4 protein-coding genes and 1 pseudogene are annotated in these 4,086 nt (G+C 69.7%); all 5 read right to left on the bottom strand.

What is annotated here, in order from left to right; all coding sequences use genetic code 11:
• Nucleotides 1-701, bottom strand: a 701-nt coding sequence (locus KBA23_RS16065; protein ID WP_290743068.1) for a hypothetical protein, incomplete at its 3' end; no start/stop codon positions are given.
• Nucleotides 702-706: 5 nt separating this feature from the next.
• A complete protein-coding gene (locus KBA23_RS16060) occupies nucleotides 707-1,639 on the bottom strand; it encodes a peptidylprolyl isomerase (RefSeq protein WP_290743066.1) in 933 nt (310 codons plus the stop codon).
• A 166-nt stretch (nucleotides 1,640-1,805) separates the two neighbouring features.
• Nucleotides 1,806-3,212 carry a GAF domain-containing protein gene (locus KBA23_RS16055; RefSeq protein ID WP_290743063.1) on the bottom strand — a complete coding sequence of 469 codons (1,407 nt, stop codon included), beginning with the start codon at nucleotides 3,210-3,212 and terminating at the stop codon, nucleotides 1,806-1,808.
• Entirely contained in the window at nucleotides 3,209-3,706 is a 498-nt protein-coding gene (locus KBA23_RS16050; protein ID WP_290743060.1) for a pyridoxamine 5'-phosphate oxidase family protein, read from the bottom strand. The genes KBA23_RS16055 and KBA23_RS16050 overlap by 4 nt, the downstream gene beginning before the upstream one ends.
• 94 nt (nucleotides 3,707-3,800) lie before the next feature.
• Nucleotides 3,801-4,086: pseudogene (locus tag KBA23_RS16045) on the bottom strand (hypothetical protein); the annotation flags it as partial.

Raw genomic sequence — 4,086 nt, 5'->3', positions numbered from 1 at the left:
AGGCTGGCGCCGAAGTCGAGCCCGTCCTTGAGCGGAATCTCGATGTCGAAAGGACCCTGGAACTGCGACCCGCCTTCGGTCCAGATCCAGAACGCCTCGCCGGTGCGCAGGAGATCGCCGGGGGCGATCGGATTCCAGGTGCCGTCCGGTGACAGCCGGAAAGCAGCCCGGCCGGCATGGGCGCTCGAGCCGCGGAAGAAAGTCTGCAGCGAAGGCGCCGCGCCGGTCGGATCGACCGGCGCCCCGACCAGGTTGTAGGACGAGGGCAGCCAGCGCGGCGCCCGCAGCGACGGCCGACCGGTGACCGTCCAGGTCGCCGGGGAGGTGACGCGGATCAGATAGGGGCGGTAGGCCTTCACTGCCTGCAGGTTGTTGACGAACGACTCCGGGCGCTCCGGCGGAAAGTAGCCGAGGAAGTCGGTCATCTGCAGCCGCTCCTCGCTCGGGTCCTGGACGAACTCGACGCTCGACCGCGGATTCCAGGTCCAGACGCTGCTGAGCGGCAGGCCGCTGAACACCGTCTCGGAGTCGTCGGGTTCGGGCTGTACCTCGAGCCAGACTGCGTTCCACCCGGTCACCAGACTGAACTGCTGGGTGCAGAAGCCGCCCGAGCAGCTCTCGTTGTAGCCGTGGGCGGGGACTGTCGTCGCGCCGAGCAGGCTCGCGAACAGCAGGAAGAGTGGACGGCGGGGCACGTGCATTCGACTCACCTCTCTCCGGGCAAGGGCGGAGGACGGACGGCTGCGGGCTCGAGCTTCTCGAACAGCGCTTCATCGACGGCAACGGGAAAACTCGCGGTCAGCGCCGCGATCTGGGCGGCGCGCAGCGCCTGGTACTTCTCGCGCTGGAGCTCGCCGCGCAAGGCTTCGCCGACGCTCGCCAACGGCCGCAGGCGGCTCTCCTCCCGCGCCACCAGGCGCACGAGGTAGAAGGCATCGGTGGTTTCGACGAGCGGCGACAGGGCGCCGGGGGATTCGAGGGCGAAGATCGCGGCGGTGACTTCCGGTGGCCAGCGATTCGCCTCGCCAGCGATGAGCCAACCGATATCGCCACCCTGGTACCGGCTCGCGCGCTCCTCGGAGTAGGTCACCGCGAGCGCTCCGAAGTCCGGCGGCGTGGGCGGCAGCCTGCGCGCTTCGTCGAGCGCCTTCTCAGCGCGTCTCTGCGCCGCCTTGCGGTCGCTGCCCTTCGCGGCGGCGATCGAGATCAGCGCCGCGCGGGAGCGCGCCGGCAGCCGGTAGCTCTCCTGCCGCGCGGCATAGGCGGCGGCGATCTCCTCGTCGGTGACCACGAGATCGGCAGGGTGTTCCTCGATCCACTTCTCGTCGAGGCGGCGCACCAGCGCCTTCTCGAACGAGGCGACGAGCTCCGGATCGCGATCGAGACCGGCGGCACGGGCCGCCGCGACGCGCAGGCGGAAGCCGATCATCTCGTCGAGCAGCTGCCGCCGCTGGTGCTCCACCGAGGCGGAAGCCCTGGCACTGCGCGCCACGCGCGTCCACTCGCGTTCGAAGTCGTCAACCGTGAGGAGCACTTCGCCGACGCGCGCCAGCACAGACTGGGCTTCATCCGGAGTCGCGGGCGGCAGCGCGGATGCGTCAGCAACGAGCAGAAAGCAGACAACGGCAAGGCCAAGCACCACAGACATCCCCCCCGGGAAGTGCGCGCTTCGAGCGCCAACCGCAACCTGCAAGATTTCAGGAAAGCCTTGGAAGAACGCTAGACCATTGGCCGCCTCCTGTCCATGGCCCGCCGTGGACGGCTCAGGGACAGGGCGACGGGCGACCGGCCGGAGTCGGCGCCGCTCAGGCCGAGTCGCGCTCGATGAGCTCGACGGCGCTCTCGATCTCGAGCGCGAAGCGGCCGCGGCGTACCGGCACCATGCGCACCCAGGGGCACTTCTCGGCCAGGCGCTTGCGGAGCAGGATCAGCCGGCTCTCGAGGTTGTCCTTGTAGCCGGGCAGACCGAGAGAGGGATCCATGCGCAGCTCGCGGTTGGAGAACTCGGTGCGCCCCTCGCGCTGATGCTGGTTCAAGATCTTCCAGAAGATCTTCGCCGGCACGTTGCGCACCAGGTACTCGTCGCCCAGGAAGATCGTTTCGTCGTTGCGGAAATAGACGAAGCGCAACTTGCGATCGCACTCCGCCGGCGCTTCGAGCGCTGGGCGCGCCGGCACCGCCGGCGCTGCCTCTTCCTCGTCCTCCTGCATGCGGTCGATGCCCATGGCGATCTGGTTGGCGACGATCTGCAGGAACGCTTCGTCCCACTCGTCGAAGGCCAGCGGATCGCGGCTCTCGAAACCGAGCACGCCCACCAGCCGGTCGCCGGCAAGCAGAGGCAGGGCGAGCTGGGCGCGGGCGTCGGGCAGGCCGGGCAACGGAATCTCGGGCGCCAGGTCGCGCCTGCCCTCGCGGTCGGCGAAGCGCTCGCGGATCGTGCGTCCGTAGCGGATCTCCGTGCCGACGCCGGCCACCCGGATCATCCGGCGCTCGGCCGCGGCGATCCCCATGACGCCGTCGCCAATGGCGATCTCGCCGCCCACCCCTTCGGCTCCGTAGCCGCGACTGGCGATCGCCACCAGGCGGCACTCGCGATCGTCGGGGACGAGGACCATCGAATGGCCGAAGGTGAAGAGCTCGTCGAGCCCCGCGAGCGTCGTCGCCAACAGCTCTTCGAGATCGTGCGCGCGGGCGATCCTGCCCGAAATCGCCTGCAGGCCGCGCAGCTCAGAAAGCTGGTCCGGGGGCGGATGGCTCGGGCTCTCGGGATCCCAGTCAGCCGGCTCGGCCGGCGGCGAGGCGAGCGGATCGACGAACTCCGCCACCCGGCGCAGCGACAGGACTTCGTAGACGTCGGCCGAGAGCAGCCGGAAGATCCCCTTCATGCCGGAGTGCGAGGCGATCACCTGGATGCGCGCCGCCATGGTGTCGAACAGTGGACCCGCGGTTTCGAGATGGTCGAAGCGCAGCTCGAGGCGGTAGAGCTCGAACGTCCGCGGGTCCCAGAGATCGACCGCCGCATAGGGGTTCTCGGCGACGTTGCGCCGCGTCTTGTTGAAGAACTGGCAGGAGAGCGCGACGTGGCTCGGGTCGACGTAGTAGACCTGCGAGATGTAGGTGACGTTCGGTTCGCCCTCGGCGTCGGCGGTCGCCATCGTCGCCGGAATGACGCCCTGGAAGCAGGCCTGGAGATCTTCGAGCCTGATCTTCATCGAGCACCCGCGCGATGCGACTGCGCCGCCGCCTCCGGCGTCAGGCGCTGCCCGGCGTCCGGGCCGGGGGTCTGCTCGAACAGGGTCTCGGCGCGCAGGTGGACGGTATACGCCGGCCAGGCGTTCATCGAGCGCGTCGACTTGCGCGGTACGCCGACGTGCCCCCAGTCGACGGCCAGCAGTTCGAGATAGCGCTCGATGAAGCTCTGCTCGTCGGGCGACGACGGGCGGACCTCGACCACTCCGCCCTTGATCTGCAGCGAGCGATGGTCGATCGCGCGGGTGACGGTGACGGCGATGCGGCCGTTATCGGCGAGATTGGCGAGCGCGCGCTCGGCGGTTGCGGCGGGCAGGAAGACTGTCAGCGTGCCGGCCGCGGCATCCGCCCGGACGCCGGCCGCGCGAACGCAGTCCGGGCGCAGCCGCGCGTCCCGCGTCCCGACGAGGACCGAGATGCCGGACTCGATGAAGCGCGCGAGCTCGGGCGTGATCAACCTGGCGGTGGCTCCGCGCGCATTCTACGTAAGAAGCGCGCGAAACCGCCGCCCGATTCTGCCGCACGCCGAAGCGTCCGGCGACTGCGGTGGGTTACCTGGCCGGTGCGGCCGGCGGGGCAGGCGGAGCGATCGGATCGGGGACTTTGTTCCGGATCGGAGGCAACGTGCGCAGGAAAGCCCAGATCGCCTTGAGGTCCTCCTCGGGCAGCGTCGAGTACTGCTGCCACGGCATCGGCGGCAGGATCTGCCAGCCCCGGCCCTGATGGCGGCCGGTCTGCAGGGCGGCGAGGAACTCCTCTTCGGTCCACTTGCCGAGCCCGGTCTCGGGGTCGGGGGTCAGGTTCTGGGTGAAGCTCACCCCCCAGGGGCCCGACCAG

Source organism: Amaricoccus sp., from assembly GCF_017995835.1.
Classification (GTDB): Bacteria; Pseudomonadota; Alphaproteobacteria; order Rhodobacterales; family Rhodobacteraceae; genus Amaricoccus.
Note: the sequence above shows the minus strand (reverse complement) of the source record. Positions and strands in the feature narration are given on the sequence as shown.

Coding starts and splice junctions, on each gene's coding strand:
- KBA23_RS16055 (WP_290743063.1), bottom strand. CDS start 3,212: ATGAAGATCAGGCTCGAAGATCTCCAGGCCTGCTTCCAGGGCGTCATT.